Source organism: Brevibacterium marinum (assembly GCF_011927955.1).
Lineage (GTDB): Bacteria > Actinomycetota > Actinomycetes > Actinomycetales > Brevibacteriaceae > Brevibacterium > Brevibacterium marinum.
The window spans coordinates 242,427-260,937 of record NZ_JAATJN010000001.1 but is presented as its reverse complement, the minus strand read 5'-3'; the positions used below and the strand labels follow the sequence as shown (position 1 = coordinate 260,937).

General features: G+C 66.6%; 14 protein-coding genes. 10 read left to right on the top strand and 4 right to left on the bottom strand.

The window, feature by feature from the left end; translation table 11 throughout:
- The first annotated feature begins 300 nt into the window (after positions 1-300).
- The 5 genes from benA to BKA07_RS01085 all read left to right on the top strand — a co-directional run bounded on the left by benA (position 301) and on the right by BKA07_RS01085 (position 7,782).
- A complete protein-coding gene (gene benA / locus BKA07_RS01105; RefSeq protein WP_167949259.1) occupies positions 301-1,677 on the top strand; it encodes a benzoate 1,2-dioxygenase large subunit in 1,377 nt (458 codons plus the stop codon).
- A 132-nt stretch (positions 1,678-1,809) separates the two neighbouring features.
- Positions 1,810-2,343 (top strand): benzoate 1,2-dioxygenase small subunit, encoded by a 534-nt coding sequence (gene benB, locus BKA07_RS01100; RefSeq protein WP_209043827.1) that lies wholly within the window; start codon positions 1,810-1,812, stop codon positions 2,341-2,343.
- Positions 2,344-2,517: 174 nt separating this feature from the next.
- The gene (gene benC / locus BKA07_RS01095; protein WP_167949258.1) at positions 2,518-4,080 is read left to right on the top strand and encodes a benzoate 1,2-dioxygenase electron transfer component BenC; all 1,563 of its coding nucleotides are present in this window, start codon (positions 2,518-2,520) and stop codon (positions 4,078-4,080) included.
- Positions 4,070-4,996: a 1,6-dihydroxycyclohexa-2,4-diene-1-carboxylate dehydrogenase gene (locus BKA07_RS01090; RefSeq protein ID WP_167949257.1), complete on the top strand. Its 927-nt coding sequence runs from the start codon at positions 4,070-4,072 to the stop codon at positions 4,994-4,996. The genes benC and BKA07_RS01090 overlap by 11 nt, the downstream gene beginning before the upstream one ends.
- A complete protein-coding gene (locus BKA07_RS01085) occupies positions 4,993-7,782 on the top strand; it encodes a helix-turn-helix transcriptional regulator (RefSeq protein ID WP_342449130.1) in 2,790 nt (929 codons plus the stop codon). The genes BKA07_RS01090 and BKA07_RS01085 overlap by 4 nt, the downstream gene beginning before the upstream one ends.
- Positions 7,783-7,920: 138 nt before the next feature.
- On the opposite strand, the gene catA is transcribed toward BKA07_RS01085, so the two are convergent.
- The 4 genes from catA to BKA07_RS01065 form a co-directional block, all read right to left on the bottom strand.
- A complete protein-coding gene (gene catA / locus BKA07_RS01080; RefSeq protein WP_167949255.1) occupies positions 7,921-8,796 on the bottom strand; it encodes a catechol 1,2-dioxygenase in 876 nt (291 codons plus the stop codon).
- Between the two features lie 112 nt (positions 8,797-8,908).
- A complete protein-coding gene (locus BKA07_RS01075; RefSeq protein ID WP_167949254.1) occupies positions 8,909-10,009 on the bottom strand; it encodes an enolase C-terminal domain-like protein in 1,101 nt (366 codons plus the stop codon).
- A complete protein-coding gene (locus BKA07_RS01070) occupies positions 10,006-11,040 on the bottom strand; it encodes a LysR substrate-binding domain-containing protein (RefSeq protein ID WP_167949253.1) in 1,035 nt (344 codons plus the stop codon). Before BKA07_RS01070 ends, BKA07_RS01075 begins: the two co-directional genes overlap by 4 nt.
- The gene (locus BKA07_RS01065) at positions 11,037-12,704 is read right to left on the bottom strand and encodes an AAA family ATPase (protein WP_167949252.1); all 1,668 of its coding nucleotides are present in this window, start codon (positions 12,702-12,704) and stop codon (positions 11,037-11,039) included. Before BKA07_RS01065 ends, BKA07_RS01070 begins: the two co-directional genes overlap by 4 nt.
- Before the next feature lie 324 nt (positions 12,705-13,028).
- On the opposite strand from BKA07_RS01065, the gene hutU reads away from it, so the two are divergent.
- The 5 genes from hutU (at position 13,029) to hutH (ending at position 18,511) form a co-directional block, all read left to right on the top strand.
- Positions 13,029-14,750 carry a urocanate hydratase gene (hutU, locus tag BKA07_RS01060; RefSeq protein ID WP_167949251.1) on the top strand — a complete coding sequence of 574 codons (1,722 nt, stop codon included), beginning with the start codon at positions 13,029-13,031 and terminating at the stop codon, positions 14,748-14,750.
- Between the two features lie 112 nt (positions 14,751-14,862).
- Positions 14,863-14,985: a hypothetical protein gene (locus BKA07_RS19465; protein ID WP_280712822.1), complete on the top strand. Its 123-nt coding sequence runs from the start codon at positions 14,863-14,865 to the stop codon at positions 14,983-14,985.
- A gap of 45 nt (positions 14,986-15,030) precedes the next feature.
- Positions 15,031-15,255: a hypothetical protein gene (locus tag BKA07_RS01055; protein WP_167949250.1), complete on the top strand. Its 225-nt coding sequence runs from the start codon at positions 15,031-15,033 to the stop codon at positions 15,253-15,255.
- 117 nt (positions 15,256-15,372) lie between these two features.
- Entirely contained in the window at positions 15,373-16,659 is a 1,287-nt protein-coding gene (gene hutI, locus BKA07_RS01050; protein ID WP_342448952.1) for an imidazolonepropionase, read from the top strand.
- Between the two features lie 109 nt (positions 16,660-16,768).
- Positions 16,769-18,511: a histidine ammonia-lyase gene (gene hutH, locus BKA07_RS01045; protein ID WP_167949249.1), complete on the top strand. Its 1,743-nt coding sequence runs from the start codon at positions 16,769-16,771 to the stop codon at positions 18,509-18,511.

Below are 18,511 nucleotides of genomic sequence, written 5' to 3'. Positions count from 1 at the left end.
TGGCGTCCTTTCCTCATCCGCGCAGAACACCCTTGTGCGCGCAGAGACGTGGTGAATACCGACAGAGATCCCTGTCGGATCGACAGCGGTTTTCGCTGTGAGGTCACCGGTCACGATACGTGCCTCATCGCCGCGTGACAGGCCCTGAGAACCCCAGTCCTCATGCCCTGGGTCAGTCCTAGGGGTCCCCCTGGTGTGAACCAGGTCACCGGCGTCCAGGATGGAGTGGTCAAGCACTCGGCCACCGCGTCGAGGACCATCCGCACGAGACCGAATCCACGAGACCAACGGAGGCTCACCATGACCGATACGCTCGATTTCAGCGCCGACACTCGAGATCTCATCGCGAACGGAGTCCAGGAGCGGCCCGAAGAGGGCGTCCGCCGCGTCAATCGGCAGATCTTCACGGACGAAGAGACCTTCGAACTCGAGATGAAGCACATCTTCGAGGGCAACTGGATCTATCTCGCCCACGAATCGCAGATCCCCGAGATCGGCGACTACTTCACGACCTACATCGGTCGCCAGCCCATCGTCATCACCCGCGACAAGCAGGGCGAGCTCAACTGCCTCATCAACGCCTGCGCCCACCGCGGTGCGATGCTCTGCCGCCGCAAGACCGACAACCGCACCACCCTGACGTGTCCCTTCCACGGCTGGACCTTCCGCAACTCCGGCGAACTGCTCAAGGTCAAGGACGGGCGCAACGGCGGCTACCCGGAGCAGTTCAACAAAGAGGGCTCCCACGACCTGACCAAGGTCGCACGATTCGAAAGCTACCGCGGGTTCCTCTTCGGTTCGCTCAACCCCGACGTGCAGCCTCTCGAGGACCACCTCGGCGACACGCGAACCATCATCGACTCCGTCGTCGACCAGTCCCCGGACGGTCTCGAGGTCCTCAAGGGCGCGACGACCTACACCTATGAGGGCAACTGGAAGCTCCAGACGGAGAACGGCGCCGATGGCTACCACGTGACCTCCGTCCACTGGAACTACGCGGCCACCACCGCACGCCGCAAATCCGGTGAGTCGGAGAACGAGACCAAGGCCATGGACGCCGGCGGCTGGGGCAAGGTCGCAGGGGGCTTCTACTCCTTCCCCTACGGTCACCTGCTGCTGTGGCAGGAATGGACCAACCCCGAGGACCGGTCCCTGTGGGCCGACCGCGAACGCCTCGTCGAGCAGTACGGCGAGACCATGGCGAACTTCATGACCAACATCTCGCGCAACCTCTGCCTCTACCCCAACGTCTACCTCATGGACCAGTTCAGCTCGCAGATCCGGCACATCCGACCGATCGCCGCCGACCTCACCGAGGTCACGACCTTCTGCATCGCTCCCAAGGGCGAGTCCCAGGAGGCTCGGGCCAACCGCATCCGCCAGTACGAGGACTTCTTCAACGCCACCGGAATGGCGACCCCGGACGATCTCGAGGAGTTCCGCTCCGCACACAAGACCTACCGTGCCTCGGCGTCGCCCTGGAACGACATGTCCCGCGGTCAGGAGCACCAGATCGACGGCCCCGACGAACAGGCGAAGGAACTGGGCATCAACCCGATCGCCTCGGGGGCGAAGACCGAGGACGAGGGGCTCTACCCCGTCCAGCACGAGTACTGGCAGTCGGTGATGATGGATGCCCTCGCCGCCGAGGACGAGCGCGCCGGTGCACGTCGGTGAGCGGGCCGGTGCGCGCCGGTGAGCGCGCCGGTGCACGCCGGCAGCAGTGAGCGCGCCGGTGCGCCCCAGTGAGCGCGCACGCAGCAGAGACAGTCGCATCACCCACCTGAGTGGAAGAAGGACACGCCCATCATGACCATGACCGCAACGCAGACAGCACCCAAACTGCTCGTCGACGCCGAAACAGCCGAATGGATCCGCCAGTTCCTCTACCGTGAGGCCAGGCTCCTCGACGAATGGGAGTTCGAGGAGTGGCTGGAGTGCTACCACCCCGACGCCCCCTTCTGGATGCCGGCCTGGGACGTCGACGACACCCTGACCACCGACCCCCAGAACGAGATCTCGCTCATCTGGTACCCCAACCGCAGCGGTCTCGAAGACAGGGTCTTCCGCATCCGGACCGACCGGTCGGCCGCGACGTCGATGCCGGAACCGCGCACCGAGCACAACATCAGCGGCGTGGAGTTCCTCAGCCGAGACGGCGACACCGTCGAGGCCCGCTTCAGCTGGACCACCCACTACTACCGGTACCAGTCGACGCTGACCTACTACGGTCACAGCCTCTACACCCTCGACATCTCCGGCCAGACACCGGTGATCACGGCCAAGAAGGTCATCCTCAAGAACGACACCGTGCACCAGCTCATCGACATCTACATGATCTGAGCGCCGCGGCGTGAGCGGTGCCCGCTGCCGCACGCTGAGCGGCACACGCTGAGCGGTGCCCGCTGCCGCACGCTGAGCGGCACACGCTGAGCGGTGGACGCCGCCGCACGCTGAGCGGTGGACGCCGAGTGACCATCTGCGCGAGGGCGCGCAGCAACGAGAAGAAGGACAACCATGAGCAACGACGTAGCCATCAGCTTCGAAGATGGCGTCACCAAGATCATCAAGGTCAACCCATACGAGACCGTGATGGAAGCGGCCTTCAAAGCCCGGATCAACCTTCCCTCGGACTGTCGTGACGGAGCATGTGGGACGTGCAAGTCCTTCTGCACCTCGGGCGAGTTCGAGCCGGGCGACTTCATCGACGACGCCATGACCGAGGACGAACTCGACGAAGGATACGTCCTCACCTGCCAGGCGACTCCCGAGTCGGACATGGTCATCGACGTCCCCACGACCTCGGACATCGCGAAGACCTCGGCCGCGGAGTTCGACACCGAGATCGTCGACCTCCAGTTCCACGCGGACTCCACGGTCAGCTTCACCCTGTCCGTGGACGAGCGCGACGACCTGGCCTACCTGCCCGGCCAGTACATGAACCTGCAGGTCCCGGGCACCGATCAGGCACGCTCCTACTCGTTCAGCTCCGGACCGAAGGTCGAGAACACCTCGTTCATGGTCCGCAACACCCCGGGCGGCGCGATGTCGACCTTCCTCACCGAACGTGCGGCAGTCGGCGACAAGCTGACGATGACCGGTCCGTTCGGCACCTTCTTCCTCCGCCCGCCGAAGCGCCGCATGCTGCTGCTGGCAGGAGGCACCGGACTCGCCCCGATCCTGTCCATCCTCGAGAAGATCGCCGAGGACGGAACCGATCAGCCGATCCACCTCGTGTACGGGGTCACCAACGACTCCGACCTCGTCGGCCTGGACCTGCTCGAGGAGTACACGAAGAGGATCGAGACGTTCAGCTACAGCCATTGTGTGTCCAACCCGGAATCGACCGCGGAGCAGAAGGGCTACGTCACCCAGTTCCTCGATGACGAGCACCTGGCCGACGGCGATGTCGACATCTACCTCTGCGGACCTCCGCCGATGGTCGACGCGGTCTCGAAGTGGCTCGGCGACGAGGCCATCACCCCGGCGAACTTCTACTACGAGCGGTTCGCGCCCAAGGGGTCGACCGATGACGACGAGTCCGGTGCACCGATCAGCACCGAGACGATCAAGGAATCCGGTGACACGATCAGCGCCGGCGAAGCGGTGTCGACGATGGAGACCGGTCGCCTCTCGTTCACCCACCAGGACTCGATGGCCCATCTCGAAGCCCGCACCGGCCTCGAACTCGCCGTCACCGAACTGCTCATGGGCAGGCTGAGTGACAAGCAGCTCGAACAGTTCCGTCGCCTGGCCCAGAACGTCTCGACGGCGCTCAAGGGCGACGAGATCGTCGACGCGGAGGAGTTCGGGAAACTCAACGAGGAATTCCACGAGTACCTCTTCATCCTCTCGGACAATCCCGCCTTCCTCGAAAGCTTCCGACGGCTGCAGGTGCAGAGCCAGATCGTCGAGGCGCTGCGCAACGGCGGCTGGATCGCCCCCGAAGTCGACACCGAGCACTTCGAACTCGTCGACGCGTTCGAGAACGAGGACATCGAGGCCGCCCGCCGAGTGCTGCGAGCCCACAGCGAACACTCCCGCGCGACGATGAGCACGGTGGTCCCGCATGCCTCCTGAGACCCGGGCCGAGGAGCCGCAGCGATCCGAACAGCAGCGAACCGAGCCGCAGCCGCGGGCCGAGCAGCCGCAGCGAACCGAGCCGCAGCCGCAGCGAACCGCGCAGGATGCGCTCATCGATCATGGGCTGCTCGCCGGCAAGCTCGTCCTCATCACCGGAGCAGCCCAGGGCATCGGCCGGGAGACCGCCCTGCTCGCGGCCGCCCAGGGAGCGGATCTGATCCTCTCCGACCGCTCGGACCTCGTCGCCGAGACCGAAGCCGAGGCGACGGCCATCGCCGATGCACGAGGACGCAGCCTCACCTCGGCGACGGTTCTGGGTGATCTCGAAACCTGGGAAGGTGCGGAGCACGTCGTCACCGAGGCTGCGCAGAAGGTGCGGTTCCCCGACGTCTGCGTCAACGCCGTCGGCGGCACGATCTGGGCCAAGCCCTACGAACTCTACGAACCGGACAGGATCGAGGCCGAGATCCGTCGGTCCCTGTTCCCGACCATGTGGATGTGCCGGGCCGTCCTCCCCGAGATGAAGTCACGAGGGGCAGGTACCATTGTCAACGTGTCGTCGATCGCGACGCGCGGCATCAACCGGGTCCCGTACTCGGCTGCGAAGGGCGGGGTCAATGCGCTGACCGCATCCCTGGCCGTGGAGGCCGCCGAGGCGGGGGTGCGTGTCGTTGCCACTGCACCAGGCGGCACCGAAGCACCGGAACGCCGGATCCCGAGAGGACCGGGCGCCGAGACCGAGGAGGAACAAGGATGGTTCCGCGACGTCGTGACACAGACGACCGAATCGAGCCTGTTCAAACGCTACGGGACGCTGGCCGAGCAGGCCTGGCCCATCGTGTTCCTCGCCTCGGACGCGGCGTCCTACGTCAACGGCTCCGTTCTGCCCATCGGCGGCGGTGATCAAGGATAGACGAATCACTCGCAGCTGTCAGCCGGAGAGATCTGCTGCCCGGCCCGGACCAGGCTCTGCGCGCCGTGCTCGACCTGTGGGAGTCGATCGACGACACCGGCGGTCGGGTCCTCGTCCTCGAGGGCGGCGCGGGCTCCGGCAAGTCCAGCGTGCTGCGCGCCGTCCAGGACGAGACCGACGGCGCCTGTGAGCTCCTCGCCGGCGCTCGGTGGAGTCGAGAGGTGCCCTATGCTCTGCTCGGGCAGCTGCGCACCCGAACCCCCATGTACCGTCCGACCGACGGTGCGTGTCAGGCCAGCGATCGCGTGCACATCGCCGAATCCCTCCTCGCGGAGATGCCGACGGAAACCGAGGACAAACGCCTCATCATCCTCGACGACGTCCACCTCGCCGACCCCGAGAGCCTGCAGATCATCAGCCAGCTCGGCCATCGCCTGCGCGGGACCCGTCTCCTCCTGCTCATCGCCGTCACCCCGGACACGAGCGCCGAGGTGGACGCCGATTTCCTGCGGATGACGACCAGTCCCGTGTGTGAACGAGTGACGATCCCGGACTTCGGCCGCGTCGATGCCCTCGAGCTGGCGCGTGCCCACGGGGTCTATGACATCGGGGAGCACGGAGCCTCCGTGCTCGTGGCAGAGAGTTCGGGGCGCATGCGTGTGGCTCTGGAGATCCTGTCGCTGCTGCCCGAGGGCCGCTGGCCGGCGGACCCGGCCGACCTGCCGCTGCCCGACAGCGTCGTCCGAGAGGTCCTCGACCCCATCGAGGCCACCGGGTCCTCCGAGGTCTCGGATGCGGCCTCGGCGCTGGCGATCCTCGGCGGTCCTCAGGACCTGCCGCGTATGGCGAGTGTCGCCGGACTGGCCGAGCCGAGCCACGCCGTCGACCTCGGTGTGACCCACGGAGTCTTCCGCGAACGCAATTCGGCCGGACGGCTGACCCTGGGCCTGAGTCGGACGGCCTCCGCCCGTGTGATCATCGCCGCCATGACTCCCTCGACCAGACGACTGTTTCATGAGCGCGCGGCCGAATCCGCCTACCGGGAAGACGAACGGCTCGTTCACCTGTCCGCGGCGGCCGCCGGGGCCGACGAGGGACTCGCGCATCGTCTCAGCAGCTCAGCGGCCGTTGCCGAGCGATTCGGCCGCTGGGCCGATGCCGCGCAGCTGCACTTCGGGGCGGCACGGGTCCTGCCGCCGTCCGCCGGGCGTGACAATGAACTTCTGGCAGGCATCGACGCACTCGCCAGCGCCGGCCGAGTCACCGAGGTCCTGCCCTGGATCGACATCGGCAAGAACATCGCACCCTCGACCCTGCGCGATACCGTCCTGGCCAATGTCGCCATCCACCGGGGCCATGCGGCACAGGCCGACGACCTTCTGACCCGAGCCGATGCGGTGCCCACCGACGACGACGGGCTCGCCGCCCAGATCGCCCTGCGCCGGACACTCGATTCGCTGGTGCGCTGGGACGGTCCGAAGGTCCGCGAATGGGCGAACCGGGCGATGTCCCTGAGCGGGGTCGACGAGCCCGCGAACGTCGAATCCCATGCGATGCGGGCTCTGGGGTTCGCGGCTCAGGGACGCATCGACGACGCCAAGGAGGACCTCGAGGACCTCTCCGACCGGCACCTGACCGGGGCTCAGAACCAGCGGGTCCGCCTCTGCGTCGGATGGGTGTCGATGCTGGCCGGGGACCTGCGGGAGGCGGTCCGCGAATTCGAGGCAGCCGTGCCCACTCAACACGAACGCGGATCGCTGCGGATCTCGCTGTGGGCCCACGGCTGGCTGGCCCGGGTCCAGTACCTCCTCGGCGAATGGGACGAGAGCCTGCGCACGGCCGAGGTCGGTCTGCGACAGGCCGACAGGGCGAACATCTCTCTCGTGGCTCCTCTGCTGAACTGGACCACGGCCGAGATCAGACTCTGGCGCGGCCACCCCATCGACGAGGTGATGGGCCGGTCCGACAGCGGCGCCATCCTCAGCGACTACCTGGCCATGCAGGTCCCGGCACGACTGGTGCGGGCAACGGCGGCGAATGTCCGCGGTGACCATGACGGGCGTGTGGCGGCGCTGCGACCGCTGCTCGACGTGGACTCGTGGACCCGTGACAGGACCTCCTTCTGGCCCTGGTGCACCGAATATGTCGACGGACTCATCACCCTGGGCCATGCCCAGCGGGCGCAGCAGGCGGCCGCGAACTTCGCGGCGAACACCGTCGGCGCCAGGGATCACGTTCGCGCACAGGCGGCCGTCGCCTCGGCGAGGATCTGCCAGGGCGAGGGAGACATCCCGGCCGCGGAGAAGCATTTCTCCACGGCGCTCGAACTGTTCACCCGCGGCCGGCAGGACACCGCTGCCGCGCGCGTCCTGTACAGCCGCGGCCAGATGCTGCGCCGGGCGAATCGGCGACGCGAGGCCGTGGAGAGCCTCGTGAGGGCGCGCGAGTTCTACGAAGGGGTCGGCGCCACTGTCCTCGTCAGACGCTGTGATCAGGAGCTGCGAGCCACCGGAATGTCCTGGCGCGGAATGTCCGAGACCGACAGCACCAGGAACACGATCGGGACCTCCGCCGAGGCGGGCACCTATGTCCCGCTGACCCCGCAGGAGATGTCCGTGGCCGACCTCGTCGTGCAGGGAATGACCAACGCCGAGGTCTCGCGCAAGCTCTTCATCGCGGAGAAGACCGTGCAGTACCACCTCACCCACATCTACGGGAAGTTCGGGATCCGCTCCCGCACGGAGCTGGCGACCGTGCACCTGTCCGGGGAGGTCCCGACGGTGTGATCGGGCCACAGGCTCTGTGAATGGGCGAGGGCGCCACTTGTGTGAATTGGCGAGGGCGCCACGGCGGTCTGTCGTGGCGCCCTCGCTCTGGCGCTGCCGGCGCAACTGGCGCTGCCGGCGCAGCGCTGTCCGCTGAGATCAGCCTTCGGGGTCGAGAACGAAGTTGTAGGTCGTCATCTCGCCTTCCTCATCCGGGTTGGGCTGAGGATCGAGCAGGAGCTCGGGCTTGACCGCAGAGGCGATGTCGTCATCGTTGTGCGGGTCGCCGGGGAAGTACAGCTGCGAGGTGATGAGCTTGTGTCCGGGGGCATGCACCTTGAAGTGCATGTGAGCCGGACGCCAGGCGTGCCACCCTGCTGCCTCGATGAGCTGACCGCAGGCGCCGTCTGTGGGGATCTGGTAGGGCGCGGGACGGATCGTGTGGATCTCGTACTCTCCGTCCTCATTGGCGATGAAGGTGCCGCGCAGATTCCACTCGGGCAGGCCGGGGGCGAACTGCGAGTAGAAGCCCAGGCTGTCGGCGTGCCACAGTTCGAGCTCGGCGCCCGGCAGCGGTTCACCGTTGGTCGAGGTGACCTGACCCTTGAACACGAACGGGGTGCCCGGCTCGTCGGGGCGCATGTCGATGGTGCCGTTCCACTCGACCTCGGGTGATCCTTCGAGGTAGTACGGTCCCTCGATGGTGCCCTTCGAGCCTTCACGGTCCTGGTTGGCGACTTCTTCCACTGCGTGCTCGATCCACACATCGAGGAACAAGGGCCATTCGCCGTCCTCGCCGACCTTGATCAGCCAGGCTTTGAGGGCGTTGAACTCCTCATAGCTGACCTGCTCCTCTTCGACGATGTCGGTCAGCGCCTTGATGGCCTTGCCGGGGAGAAGGCTGACGCGCTCGTGGTCGACGATGCCGCCCTCACCGGCCAGTCGCGACTGACGTTCGCGGAAGCGGGCGGAGGCGTTTGCTCCCGAGTCCGCTGCCTTGGCGGTGGCTTCCTGCTGGAAATTGTTCTCTGACATGTCTACTCCTTTGTTGATGTGGTGTTCGTCAGGTTGTCGGATGGACCGGTCTGTGGGTGGTCAGGTCTGTGGGTGGTCGGGTCCCAGGGGAGGGATTCGTGTCCGATCGACCTCAGTCGACGCGGAAGTGGGCGAGTTTGTCCTCGTCGACGGCGGTGCCGGCACCGGGGACGGTCGGTGCGTGGATCCGTCCGTCCCTGATCTCCAGCGGGGATGCGATGAGGTCGTCGGCCATGTCGAGGAAGTTCGACATCTCCGCCGGGTACCGGGAGGAGTGTTCGAAGGCCGCACCGAAGGTCACAGTGGCCACGCTGCCCAGCTGGGTGTCGATCTGGTTGCCCATGAGCACGTCGAGGCCGAGTGCCTCGGCGAAGGACAGGATCTTCTGGGATTCCGTGAATCCGGTGCGCGCCGTCTTGATCGACAGGGCGTTGGCTCCTCCCGTATGGATCTCGCGTGCGGCATCGCCGAGGTTGGGGGCCGATTCGTCGGCGACGATCGGAATCGGTGAGTTCGTCACCAGGCCACGGCGGGTGAGCACCTCGGCGGCGTCGTTGGGCTCTTCGAAGAAGCGCAGGTCGAGGTCGGCGGTGGCCGCGAGCATCTGAGACGCCTCGGTGGCGTTCCAGCCGCGGTTCGCGTCGAGGTAGAGGAGCGCGTCGGGGCCCAGGGCCTCGCGCAGAGCGGCGACAAGGTCGACGTCGAGGGAGACCGGGCGGCGGCCGACCTTGATTTTGAACGACTGCACCCCGTAGTTCTCCGTGAAGGACAGCGCCTCGTCGACGACCTTCTGGGTGGGGGAGAACCCGAGCATGTGGGAGACCTCGATCGAGGAGGAGAATCCGCCGAGGAGGCGGTGGACGGGAGTGGAATATGCCTGTCCGATGAGGTCCCAGAGGGCGATGTCGACTCCGCCCTTGGCCGTCTGATTGCCGATCGTGCGGTGCAGTTTCGCGTGGACGGCTCCGCGGTCGAGGGGATCGGCACCGATGAGCGCCTCGGCGAAGACCGTGTTGATGACGGCGACGACCGACTCGACGGTCTCACCGTAGGTGTAGGGGCGCGGGGGGATATCCGCGTTGCCGACGAGTCCCTCGTCCGTATGGAGGCGCAGGAGCACGTGTTCGATGTGGTGGACCTCGCCGCTGGCGAACTTCAGCGGCTTCCTCATCGGGACCCGGTAGGGCACCGTCTCCAGGTGGGTGATCTTCACGATGCGCTCTCCTTCGGTTCGGCGGGTGTCTCCACCGGATCGGTCGATGGTGCAGCCGGCTCGCCCGGCTCGGCCGGTTCGGCCGGTTCGGCCGGTTCGGCCGGCTCGGCCGGTGGTGTCGCCGCTTCGGACGGTGCTTCGTCGATGACGTCGGAGACCACCTCGGCGATGATCCGGGCCATACGGGACACGGTCTGGGTCTCTTCGTTCGTGCGCCACGCGAGCGCGAGTTCGGTGCGGGGAGCCTCGGCGATCTCGCGGAAGTGGACTCCGGGGATCTCCAAGGCTGCGGCCGTGCGGGGGACGATGGCGGGCCCCAGGCCGGCCGCGACCAGCGACATGAGCGTCGAAGTCTCCGAGGCGCGGATCGAGTAGTCGGGAGAAGCCGAGTGCTCGGAGAGGAACATGGTCGTGGTCGCCGACACCACGGAGTTCTCCGGGTAGCCGACCAGGGAATGGTCGGCGAGCTCCGCGGCCGTGATCGACTCGAGGTCGTCCAGCGGAGAGCCGGTCGGCACCGCAAGGATGCAGGTTTCGTCTCCGAGCACCTGGTAACTCAGGCCCTTCATGGGGGAGCTGTAGCGCAGAAGCGCGATGTCGATGCTGCGTTCGAGCAGCTGGGAGACGAGCCGTGGCGTGGTCATCTCGCCGCTGACGCCCAACTGCAGTCGTGGAGCGGCCAGGGATGTGCGGCGCACGACCTGCGGCATCACGCCGTAGGTCGTGGATCCGGTGAAGCCGAGACGCAGCGGACCCTTGAGCCCGGCGCCGATGAGTTGGACCTCGGAACCCAAGGTGTCGAGTTCGGCCAGGACCCGGCGGGCCTGCTCGAGGAGGTGGCTTCCCGCCGAGGTGAGGGAGACCGTGCGGGTGGTGCGGTTGAGCAGGGTGGTGCCCAGCTGGCGCTCGAGTTTGCGGATCTGCTGCGAGAGATAGGGCTGGGCCAGATTGAGCCGCTCCGCTGCCTTGCCGAAATGACGCTCCTCGGCAACGGTGGCGAAGTACTGCAGCTGGCGGGTCTCGAGCATCATGCCGGCTGAACCTGCCTGGACGCGCTCTGGTCTGTGCCGGTCCTGTCCGGTGTCCGGGCGTCGTCCGAGGAATCGGACTCGGCTGCGGAGCCGGCCTCGTCGGCGGTATGGATGCCGCGGAAGTGGGCGGCATGGACGAAGTCGTCGAAGCTCAGGGTCGCACCGCGGTGGGCGGCGATGCGCAGGGCCAGGCGCAGCACCATCTTGATGTCGCGGGCGGTGATGTCGGTGAATTCACGGACCAGGCGACCGAGGAGCTCGGGGTCGAGCTCGACATCATTGCCGCGGGCCATGATCTGCCAGATCTGGCGGGCGTCCTCGGGGCCGGGAGCGTGGTATTCGATGACTGCCGCGCAGCGGGCGAGGATCGCCTCGTCGACGCCGTCGGTGCGGTTCGTGGTGAGGAAGAGCAGCCCATCGAAGTATTCGAGGGTGCGCAGGAACTCAGCGACGATCGCGTTCTGGGTCAGGTCGAGCCCGCGTTCGAGAACGAAGACGTCGGCCTCGTCGAGGAGGAGCACGGCGTTCCAGCGCTTGGCGCGATCGAAGATGATCTCGAGGTTCTTCCGCACGGCCTCGGGGGTGATGCCCAGGGACCCGGAGTGGATCGAGTACAGCGGTTTGCCGATCACCTCGGCGTACACCTCGGCGGTCAGGGTCTTGCCGACTCCGGGCCGACCTTTGGCGAGGATGACGTTGCCGGCGGACTTGCCGTCGATGATGTCGCCGGTGAAGACGCCGATGTCCGAGGTGAGGATGGTCAGCAGCTCGCGCTGCTCGTCGGGGAGGACGAGTTTGTCCTGCAGCCCCGGATCGTAGGCGTATTCCTCGAGGTCTCCGGTGTTGACGTCGAGATAGTCCTGCGCGGCGAGGTCGAAGACGCGCACGGCTGTGAGCAGGGGGATATTCCCGTATTCGCCCTCATTGAAGAGCGCCGAGGCGCTCGCCCCGCGCAGGCCGGCGATCTCATCGGGGGCGACGTCGTTGACGATCTTGCGTCCGCTGCGCCGGTTCGATGCCCGATGATCGTCGGTGCGGATGGCGCGTCCGGTGAAGATGTACTGGGAGCCGAATCCGTGATCGATGATCTCCTTGAATACACTGCGACGAGCGACGTATTCGTCTTTGAGTGCTTGATTCTCGCGGAAGACCCCCGCCGAGGTGAGCGCCTCCTCGGGTGTCTTCCCGACGATCTCCGTGTCCTCGAAGTAGAGGACCTTGGGCACGCGGGAGGGACGCTTGACCGTCGGATTGTCGGCCTCGAGAGTGATCTTCACGCGTGGTCCGCGGGTCTTGTCGCCATTTTCCAACTCGATGCTCATGACGAGGTACGGGTGGACATAGCCGTCGGATTCGCGCACGTAGAGCCAACCGTCGATCCTGGAGGCTCTGAGGAATTCGAGGATGATCTCCGAGGCGGAGACGATGTCGGGGACGATCGGGGTCTCGCCCGTGCGGCTGGCCTGGATCGCTGTGATGGTCCGTTCGAAGGACGGTTCCCCGAGGTTGACCGCGGTGGCGGAGAGGTCGCTGAGCGCCTGGTCGGTGAGCTCGCGATCGGGGATTCCGATCTCCTTCGAACGCCAGCTCTGGGCCCGGGCACGGGTCGTGGCGAGGGCCTGTGACTCGGTGGCTGCGACGACTGCAGTGGGCGCGATGAACATCGTTGTTCCTCTTCTCAGATGCTCGGAGATTCGGGGCTGTTGGTGGTCAGCCTATGCCTTTTTCACCTTTACTTACAGAATCGATTGCGTCTCGATTGAGAAGTATGTGGCATAAATAATGTCCGATATTTCGGACATAACTTGACTCACGCCACTTTCGCTTCTGCGCGGAATCGTCAGAATGGAATGTGTAGACAGCGGCGATGCCGGTGAGCAGGGAACCTCTTGCTTCCGCAGCTCAGCAATGGAGTGATTCTGCTCCACCGGACACCGGCATCGCGCATCAGCAGACGAACCAGCCCGCCGAACGACGAGGAGAGTCACATGACCACGAAGCCGACTTTCACCCAGCACGACCCCACCCGCGTGATCAGAGCAGACCGCGGCACCCAGATCAGCGCCAAGTCCTGGCAGACCGAAGCCCCCAAGCGCATGCTCATGAACAACCTCGACCCCGAGGTCGCCGAACGTCCCGAGGATCTCGTCGTCTACGGCGGAACCGGACGCGCCGCCCGCTCCTGGGAAGCCTACGACGCGATCGTCAAGACCCTCGACGATCTCGAGGACGACGAAACCCTCCTCGTCCAGTCGGGCAAGCCCGTCGGCGTCATGCGCACCCACAAATGGGCCCCGCGCGTGCTCATCGCCAACTCCAACCTCGTCGGCGACTGGGCCAACTGGGAGCACTTCCGTGAGCTCGAGGCCGAAGGCCTGATGATGTACGGCCAGATGACGGCCGGCTCGTGGATCTACATCGCCACCCAGGGCATCCTCCAGGGCACCTACGAGACCTTCGGCGCCATCGCCCACAAGCGCTTCGACGGAACGCTGGCCGGGACTCTGACCATCACGGGCGGCTGTGGCGGCATGGGCGGAGCCCAGCCCCTGTCGGTCACACTCAACGGTGGAGCCTGCCTCATCATCGACGTCGACAAGACCCGCCTCGACCGCCGCAAGTCCAAGCGCTACCTCGACGACGTCGAAACCGATCTCGACACCGCGCTGGCCAAGGTCATCGAGGCCAAGAGGAACAAGCAGGCCCTGTCCGTGGGACTCGTCGGCAACGCCGCCGAGATCCTGCCGCTCATCCTCGATCGCGACGAGGCGGCGGAGGTCGACATCGTCACCGACCAGACCTCGGCCCACGACCCATTGTCCTACCTGCCCATCGGCGTCAGCGTCGACGACTGGCACGACGAGGCCGAACAGGATGCGGAGAAGTTCACCATCCGTGCCGAGGAGTCCATGGCCAAGCACGTGCGTGCCATGGTCGAATTCCAGGACCGCGGTGCCGAGGTCTTCGACTACGGCAACTCGATCCGCGACGAGGCTCGCAAGGCCGGCTACGACCGCGCCTTCGAATTCCCCGGCTTCGTCCCCGCCTATATCCGTCCCCTCTTCTGTGAGGGTCTCGGACCGTTCCGCTGGGTCGCCATGTCCGGTGATCCCAAGGACATCGAGGTCACCGACGCCGCGCTCAAGGAGCTCTTCCCGGACAACGAGCATCTGGCCACCTGGCTCGACGCCGCGAACGAATACGTCGAGTTCGAGGGCCTGCCGGCCCGCATCTGCTGGCTCGGCTACAAGGAACGCCAGCAGGCCGGACTGCTGTTCAACCGGCTGGTCGCCGAGGGCAAGATCTCTGCCCCGATCGTCATCGGCCGCGACCACCTCGACTCGGGTTCGGTCGCCAGCCCCTACCGCGAGACCGAATCCATGTGTGATGGCACCGACGCCGTGGCCGACTGGCCGCTGCTCAACGCACTGGTCAACACCTCTTCGGGTGCCACCTGGGTCTCCATCCACCACGGCGGCGGCGTCGGCATCGGCCGCTCGATCCACGCCGGACAGGTCTCCGTGGCCGACGGCACCGAGCTGGCCGGGCAGAAACTGGCCCGCCTGCTCACCAACGACCCGGGCATGGGAGTCATCCGCCACGTCGACGCCGGCTACGACCGTGCCGCCGAGGTCGCCGTCGAACGCGGCCAGCGCGTGCCCATGATTCCCGAACTGGACCAGCGTGACGAGGAGTCCGCCGCGCAGTAAGGGTCTCAGTGCAGTTCGGATCGCCGCAGCGTTGGCGGTCGACTCGCGCTTACTCATCCTGCGGAACAGTACACAGGTTGCAGCCCGTGTACTGTTCCGCAGAATGATGCACGTGCCGAGCTCTGTGTGTTCGGCCATGGGGCGGTCGATCCTCAACGGGCTCAAGTTCGGGGGCGGCGTCTGCAGCCTCCTCGTGCTGCCCGTGTTCCACTGCAACGGCCCGCTGCCGGAGTAGTCTGCTGTCCGGAGCGGCGCGCTGCCCGGAGCGGTCTCGTCGCTCATGCTCGGCGGCAGCGCCCACGTGCTCCCAAGAATCGACTCGCAGACCTTCTGGGGCGTCGTGTCCCTCATCGCCCACACGGCACTGCGCGACGGCGCCGAGGCGCTGCTCTTCGCGACGATTCATCCTGCGGAACAGTACATCGGTTGCAACCTGTGTACTGTTCCGCAGAGTGATGCACGTCAGTACTTCAGCGCCGCGTCGCGCCGGATGACAGGGGTGTGAGGCCGCGATCACGAACTGTCCGAAATGTCGGACAAAATTCGTCGATCACGGTTCAGCTGGAGCCTTGCGCGGTCCATACTGAGAGTGAACCGCCCTCGATCGCGAAGGACCTCACCCGTGCAGATCATCACCGGGATCAGTGAACTGGTCGTCAACGACCTCGACAGCCTCGGCGCCCTCAACGTCATCGACGACGCCGCCGTGCTCATCGACGATGGCCGGATCCTGTGGTCGGGACCGTCCGCTCAGGCGGACAGCGCCGTCAGGGATCACCTCGGCGAGACCAGGGAAGAGTCGGCGTCGGCCACGACCCTCGACGACGATGACATCGAAAACGGCACCCTCACCTCGGCGAGCGGGGGAGTGGAGCTCGAGACGATCGACCTGGGCGGCAAGGCCGTCGTTCCGGGGTTCGTCGACAGTCACAACCACCTCATCTTCGCCGGCGACCGGTCAGCGGAGTTCGCCGCGCGCATGGCCGGACAGAAGTACTCGGCCGGGGGCATCGCGACCACCGTCGCCGCCACCCGCGCCGCCAGCGAGGCGGAGCTCGAGGCCAACTTCGTCCACCTGCTCGATCAGGCCACCCGGCAGGGCACCACGACCTTCGAGGTCAAGTCCGGGTACGGGCTGACGCGCGAGGACGAGCTGCGGGCGCTGCGGATCATCAATCGGCACACCGAGGAATCCACGCTCATCGCCGCTCACGTGGTCCCACCCGAGTACAAGGAGAACCCGGAGGCCTACGTCGACCTCGTCATCGACGAGATCATCCCGGCCGCGACCGGGCAGGCGAAGTGGATCGACGTCTTCTGTGAGAAGGGCGCCTTCACCGAGGAGCAGACGCGACGCATCATCGAAGCCGGCAAGGCCGCGGGCATGAAGCCGCGTCTGCACGCGAACCAGCTCACCGACGGGGGAGCGCTCAAGCTCGGTGCCGAACTGGGGTGCGTGTCCGTCGACCACGCGACCTTCGCCTCTGATGAGGATCTCGCGGTCCTGGCTCAGGCCGGCACCGTCGTCACGCTGCTGCCGGGCATCGAATTCTCCACCCGGCAGCCCTACCCCGACGCCCGCCGCTACATCGGCGCGGGCGTGAGGCTGGCGATCGCCACCGACTGCAACCCGGGATCGGGATTCTCCAACAGCATCCCCTTCGCCATCGCCATCGGCGTGCGAGATATGCACTTCACCGTCGAACAGGCCGTATGGGCGGTCACCGCCGGTGGTGCCAACGCCCTGCAGCGGCCCGACGTCGGCCACCTCGGCGCCGGTGCTCGGGCCGATCTCGTCGTCCTCGACGCCCCCAGCTACCGGCACCTGGCCTACCGGCCGGGCGTCCAGTTGGTCGAACGGGTCTACCGCGATGGCGAGCTCGTCGCCGACAACCGCCCACAGGTCTGAGACGCACAGACGCCATGGGCACGTCCGCGCTTTCACCGTCTAAAGCCACCACACGAAGCGCATAACAGCACCACACGAACGTTTCACCCACCCAACCGAAAGGTCCCAGATGTCAGACTTCATCGATCTCGACCCCGACACACTCACATTCGCCCAGGTCGTCGACGTCGCCCGCCATGACGCGCAGGTCAACCTGAGCGAGGCCACTCTGGCGCGGGTGAACAAGTACCGCGAAGCCATCGACGCGCTCGCCTCCGCACCGAAGCCCGTCTACGGTGTCTCCACCGGCTTCGGGGCACTCGCTCAACGGCACATCCCCGCCGAACTGCGCACCCAGCTGCAGAAGTCCCTCATCCGCTCACACGCCGCCGGCGTCGGCGAACCCGTCGAACGGGAAGTCGTCCGGGCGCTGATGCTGCTGCGTGCCCGCACCTTGGCCACCGGCCGGGCGGGTGTCCGCGCCGAGGTGCTCCAAACCTACGTCGACCTCCTCAACGCCGGCATCACCCCGGTCGTCCACGAATACGGTTCGCTGGGCTGCTCGGGCGACCTCGCGCCGCTGTCGGCCTGTGCGCTCGTCGTCATGGGCGAAGGCGTCGCCGAGGGGCCCGACGGTGTCGCCGGTCCCGCCGATGAGATCCTCGCGGCCGCCGGCATCACCCCTGTCACCCTGGCCGAGAAGGAAGGCCTCGCGCTCGTCAACGGCACCGACGGCATGTTGGGCATGCTCATCATGGCCCTGGCCGACCTCGAGAACCTGCTCACCGCCGTCGACGTCTCCGCGGCCATGAGCATCGAAGGACTCTTCGGCACCGACGCGGTCTTCGCCCCCGAACTCCACTACGCGCTGCGCCCCCACGACGGCCAATCCGCTGCCGCCGCGAACATGCTGACATCCCTCAAGGACTCCGGCATCACCGCCAGCCACCGCGATTCCACGCATCTCGTCCAGGACGCGTACTCGATGCGCTGCGCCCCGCAGGTCAACGGCGCCGCCCGTGACGCCGTGGCCTTCGCCACGCAGGTCGCCGAACGCGAACTGCGTGCGGCCATCGACAACCCGGTCGTGCTCACCAACGGAATGGTCTCCTCCAACGGCAACTTCCACGGCGCACCCCTGGCCCACGCGCTGGACTTCCTCGCCATCGTCTCAGCCGACGTCGCCTCGATGTCCGAACGCCGCACCGACCGCATGATGGACGTGACCCGCAACCAGGATCTGACCCCGTTCCTCGCCGACGACGCCGGGGTCGACTCGGGCCTGATGATCGCCCACTACACACAGGCCGCCATGGTCTCCGAAGCCAAACGAGGCGCCGCCCCCGCCTCGGTGGATTCGATCCCGTCCTCGGCCATGCAGGAAGACCACGTGTCCATGGGCTGGTCGGCCGCCCGCAAGCTGCGCAAGGTCGTCGACAACCTCGCCAGCGTCGTCGGCATCGAGTTCTATGCCGCTTCCCGGGCCTGCGACATGCGCGAGGCCGCCCTGGCACCGGTCACCGGTGCCGTGATCTCCACGATCCGTGAGACCGTGCCCGGCCCCGGGCCCGACCGGTTCCTGTCCCCGGAGCTCGCTGAGACGATCGCCAAGGTGAAGGACGGTTCGCTCGTCGCAGCCGCAGAGTCGGTCTCGCCGCTGCAGCACACCGTCACCGAGGCGGCCGGGACCTGGCTGCCCGAAGGCGGATCACCGGCCGTCGACGACCCCGATTTCACCGCCCTGGGCAACCTCGACGCAGCCGCCGAGGCATCGGGAACGGACGCCGCGACGACCCACAGGGACGAGGTCGGCACCGACGGTTCAGTCGGCGCCGCCGGCTCGGGATCGAACGATTCGGACGGAGCCAACTGA

Bases quoted from the DNA above. Each gene is read 5' to 3' on its own strand.
- benA (WP_167949259.1), top strand. From the start codon at position 301: ATGACCGATACGCTCGATTTCAGCGCCGACACTCGAGATCTCATCGCG.
- benB (WP_209043827.1), top strand. From the start codon at position 1,810: ATGACCATGACCGCAACGCAGACAGCACCCAAACTGCTCGTCGACGCC.
- benC (WP_167949258.1), top strand. From the start codon at position 2,518: ATGAGCAACGACGTAGCCATCAGCTTCGAAGATGGCGTCACCAAGATC.
- BKA07_RS01090 (WP_167949257.1), top strand. From the start codon at position 4,070: ATGCCTCCTGAGACCCGGGCCGAGGAGCCGCAGCGATCCGAACAGCAG.
- catA (WP_167949255.1), bottom strand. From the start codon at position 8,796: ATGTCAGAGAACAATTTCCAGCAGGAAGCCACCGCCAAGGCAGCGGAC.
- BKA07_RS01070 (WP_167949253.1), bottom strand. From the start codon at position 11,040: ATGATGCTCGAGACCCGCCAGCTGCAGTACTTCGCCACCGTTGCCGAG.
- BKA07_RS01065 (WP_167949252.1), bottom strand. From the start codon at position 12,704: ATGTTCATCGCGCCCACTGCAGTCGTCGCAGCCACCGAGTCACAGGCC.
- hutU (WP_167949251.1), top strand. From the start codon at position 13,029: ATGACCACGAAGCCGACTTTCACCCAGCACGACCCCACCCGCGTGATC.
- BKA07_RS01055 (WP_167949250.1), top strand. From the start codon at position 15,031: ATGCTCGGCGGCAGCGCCCACGTGCTCCCAAGAATCGACTCGCAGACC.
- hutH (WP_167949249.1), top strand. From the start codon at position 16,769: ATGTCAGACTTCATCGATCTCGACCCCGACACACTCACATTCGCCCAG.